Origin of the sequence: Paenibacillus alkaliterrae, assembly GCF_021532375.1 — a bacterium.
GTDB classification, from domain to species: domain Bacteria; phylum Bacillota; class Bacilli; order Paenibacillales; family Paenibacillaceae; genus Pristimantibacillus; species Pristimantibacillus alkaliterrae.
The window spans coordinates 1-2,408 of the sequence record NZ_JAKGAP010000149.1 but is presented as its reverse complement, the minus strand read 5'-3'; the positions used below and the strand labels follow the sequence as shown (position 1 = coordinate 2,408).

The window sequence follows — 2,408 nt, the reverse complement described above, 5'->3', positions numbered from 1 at the left end:
CTGTTCAAGGCTTTGTCAATGAGATCAATAAGACCCCAGAAGTTACGGTTGATCGGTTATGCGTTCAGATGTAAATCATTTTTGCCGAATATATAGTTTACGTTTAATTAAAGATTGTACCTGCCGACTGAATGTAGTGATATCTACGCCTAATGTTTCAGCGATCTTTTGCATAGAAGGCGATTGCCCGCGGTCAATTTCATATAGAATATGACTGTGAACGAGCGATATATCCTGGTTTCCAATCTGACAACAGTTTTTATTCAACAAACCAAACTGTCTTGCCAATACCTGAAGCAATTCACGTGGATTTTTCATCCCGATCCCCCCTATATCATTTATATCAATAATATTTGCAACTTGCAAGTTATAATTCTCTTTTTCTTTTACATAAGTTAATACTCATATAATAATTTACTTATATAATCAGCTGTGTATAATAATCAATGGAAGAAGTGATCCTAGATGCAGCCAAACTTTTGAAAGGAGTGATTGCATGAGCCAACCGATAGAAGCCCTTGCTGAGACATTGAAGCTTTTGTCCGACAAGACTCGCCTAACCATTCTTGCCCTTCTAAAGGTACAAGATATGTGCGTATGCGATATCGTAACCGTTCTCGAAATGACACAGCCTAATGTGAGTCAGCATTTGAGAAAATTAAAAATTTGCGGTTTGGTAAATGAAACAAGGCGGGCCCAATGGATTTATTATTCTTTAAATCTAGAGGATAAGCATTATCTGCACGGAATTCTCGAACAACTTCCTTCGATGAAAGAACAGTTAAACAAATTAAGTCCCGAATGCTGTAATTAAAGCTCATCCTTACGAAGTAGGTTTGCTACCACAAACCTTTTAGGAGGAATTATGTTAGTCATCACATCCATTATTTTTCTAATCACCTTAATTTTCGTTATTTGGCAGCCTAAAGGCTTGAATATTGGCTATTCGGCTGCTGGCGGCGCAATTCTGGCTCTTCTTTTTGGCGTTGTTGATATCAATGACGTTTGGGATGTAACGTAAGCGTCAAATCCCGCACACCTATTATACATAAACGTATCATGAGAAAATGAAGGCATCCTAAGAAATACAGGAGGTTGTCTCATGACGAAAAAAGATCAACGCCAGCGCGAGTGGATGATACGCATCGCCGACTATAAAGCAAGCGGTCTTACGATGGCCGCTTGGTGTACAGCCAATCATGTCACCTTGGAACAATTAAAATATTGGACGCGGAAACTTAAAAAAGTCGCATCAAGAGATGCTTCGCCCGAGACTGTCCGCTTTATCCCCGTCTCCGTAGCTGAATCCGTTCTTCCCCGCATTTCCACTTCGCTTGTCGTTCATGTTGGGCACGCCAGCATCACGCTTCAAAAAGGCTTTGACCCACAGCTGCTTCGTGAAGCTGTCGAGGCGTTAAGCGAGACATGCTGACGCTTTCGAGTTCTCAGCGTGTCTACCTGGCAACAGGGTTTACGGATTTGCGTAAATCGATCGACGGCCTTGCAGCACTCGTGCAAACTCGCGAAGCGAAGCTCGATGCGTTGCCCGTAGAGACGATCGAATACCGGCTGAGCGAAGAGGAGCAGATTTGTCCTTGCTGTGCAGGCAAGCTGCATGGGATGAGCACGGAAGTACGACGTGAATTGAAGATCATTCCGGCGGAGGTGAAAGTGGTGGAGCATGTGCGCCACGTGTATGCCTGCCGCCGTTGTGAACAGGAAGCGATCCACACCCCGATCATCACAGCCCCGATGCCGGCGCCTGTCGTGCCGAGCAGTTTGGTGTCACCGTCTATCCTGGCGTATATCATGAGCCAGAAATACGTGGACAGCTTGCCGCTCTACCGACAGGAACAACAATTCTTGCGTTTAGGCGTAGAGTTATCACGACAGACGATGGCGAACTGGCTAATTACAGGCAGCGAGCGGTGGCTCACTCCTCTGTATGACTACATGCATGCGGAGCTCTTGAAACGAGACATCGCGCATGCCGATGAAACCACCCTGCAGGTACTCAAGGAACCGGGACGGGCTGCACAAACGAAATCATACCTGTGGCTCTATCGCACGGGCCGGATCGGTCACGACATCATCCTGTATGATTATAAGCCCGGACGAGGCGGTGAGCATCCCGAGGCATTTCTTGCTGGATTCGAGGGATACCTACACACCGATGGCTTCAGCGGCTACAACAAGGTGAAGAACATCACGCTGGCTCGGCTGCTGGAGTCACAGGCGAAGGTATTATCATGAGGCTCTTCAAGCGGTGCCTGCAGCTGGGCGCTCGCAAACAGCTGCTGCTGAGGGGCTCTCCTTCTGCAACGCCCTCTTTGCGGTGGAGCGCAAGTGGAAGGACGCCACGCCGGAGCAGCGCTATACCGCTCGACTAGCCGAGAGCAAACCCATTC

2 protein-coding genes and 3 pseudogenes are annotated in these 2,408 nt (G+C 47.2%); 4 read left to right on the top strand and 1 reads right to left on the bottom strand.

Translation table 11 applies throughout. The features are described from left to right. Positions 1-93 precede the first annotated feature (93 nt). A pseudogene (locus L1N85_RS26845) lies at positions 94-318 on the bottom strand (MarR family transcriptional regulator); the annotation flags it as partial. 178 nt (positions 319-496) lie between these two features. On the opposite strand from L1N85_RS26845, the gene L1N85_RS26840 reads away from it, so the two are divergent. From L1N85_RS26840 to tnpC, 4 genes and pseudogenes are all read left to right on the top strand, one after another. Further along, positions 497-814, top strand: a complete 318-nt coding sequence (locus L1N85_RS26840; RefSeq protein ID WP_235242072.1) for an ArsR/SmtB family transcription factor — start codon at positions 497-499, stop codon at positions 812-814. Positions 815-865: 51 nt separating this feature from the next. Beyond that, positions 866-1,018 (top strand): annotated as a pseudogene (locus tag L1N85_RS26835) (ArsB/NhaD family transporter); the annotation flags it as partial. Positions 1,019-1,102: 84 nt separating this feature from the next. Further along, positions 1,103-1,432: an IS66 family insertion sequence element accessory protein TnpA gene (tnpA, locus tag L1N85_RS26830; RefSeq protein ID WP_235242071.1), complete on the top strand. Its 330-nt coding sequence runs from the start codon at positions 1,103-1,105 to the stop codon at positions 1,430-1,432. An 89-nt stretch (positions 1,433-1,521) separates the two neighbouring features. Beyond that, positions 1,522-2,408: pseudogene (tnpC, locus tag L1N85_RS26825) on the top strand (IS66 family transposase); the annotation flags it as partial.

What these genes read in the sequence shown, in the direction of transcription:
- tnpA (WP_235242071.1), top strand. Translation starts at nt 1,103, where the DNA reads ATGACGAAAAAAGATCAACGCCAGCGCGAGTGGATGATACGCATCGCC.
- L1N85_RS26840 (WP_235242072.1), top strand. Translation starts at nt 497, where the DNA reads ATGAGCCAACCGATAGAAGCCCTTGCTGAGACATTGAAGCTTTTGTCC.